The organism is Bartonella sp. MU70NMGDW, from assembly GCF_042194085.1.
GTDB classification, from domain to species: Bacteria; Pseudomonadota; Alphaproteobacteria; order Rhizobiales; family Rhizobiaceae; genus Bartonella; species Bartonella grahamii.
On the sequence record NZ_JBHIMK010000505.1, the window covers coordinates 1 to 844 of the forward strand.

General features: G+C 44.0%; 1 protein-coding gene. It reads left to right on the forward strand.

Annotation, left to right across the window (positions count from 1 at the left end; translation table 11 throughout):
- The first annotated feature begins 46 nt into the window (after positions 1-46).
- Complete coding sequence (locus tag ACFIKE_RS11850) at positions 47-709, forward strand: lysozyme (RefSeq protein WP_375650145.1); 663 nt, start codon at positions 47-49, stop codon at positions 707-709.
- Positions 710-844: the final 135 nt, after the last annotated feature.

Below are 844 nucleotides of genomic sequence, written 5' to 3' on the forward strand. Positions count from 1 at the left end.
TTTTATCCAGCCTCACTTTTGTGGGGCTTTTTTTATGGAGCGTCAGATGAGAAAGATATCGAAAGAAGGATTAGAGCTTATCAAACAATGGGAAGGATTGCGTTTAGAGGCTTATAGAGATACGGCATGTGTCTGGACGATTGGTTATGGTCACACCAGCAATGCGGGTCACCCCCTTGTCAAAAAAGGCATGTGTATTAGCCAAGAGCAAGCAGAAGAAATCCTTTGTAAAGACTTAAAGCAATTTGAGCAGACGGTAGAGGAATCGGTTACGGTTTCGTTAACGGATTGCCAATTCGCGGCATTGGTATCGTTTTGCTATAACGTAGGAACAGCTGCTTTTCGCAAGTCAACATTGTTGAAGAAGCTTAATCAAGGCGATTATGAAGCCGTACCCTTAGAATTACAGAAATGGAATAAGGTTGGTGGGAAGCCTCTTGCGGGTTTAGCCAACCGTCGAGCAGCAGAAGCGGGATTATGGGCAAAAGGGTCTTATGTTTCTTCAAATTATCAAAGGGTAGAAACGAAAATGGCAACGGGTCTTTTCAAGGTAGAAGCACTTGCCCCGATTATAGGGTCTTGTTCTGGTTTTGGTGGCTTGTTAGCAGGCAATGGACCGGTGCAATGGGCATTAGCAGGCATCATGGTTTTAGCGGCTGTAACGGGCATAGTGATTGTTGCCAAGCGGTTTCGGGAGCAACGCTTATGATTTTTTGGATAAAGAAATATTCTCTTATGTTTACAGCGGCTTTAGCCGTTTTTTTTATGGCTTTAGCCAAGGCATTTCACCTTGGCAAGCAAAGCGAACGGCAAAAGCAAACAGAGAATGCTTTAAAGACAGCAA

Coding starts and splice junctions, on each gene's coding strand:
- ACFIKE_RS11850 (WP_375650145.1), top strand. CDS start 47: ATGAGAAAGATATCGAAAGAAGGATTAGAGCTTATCAAACAATGGGAA.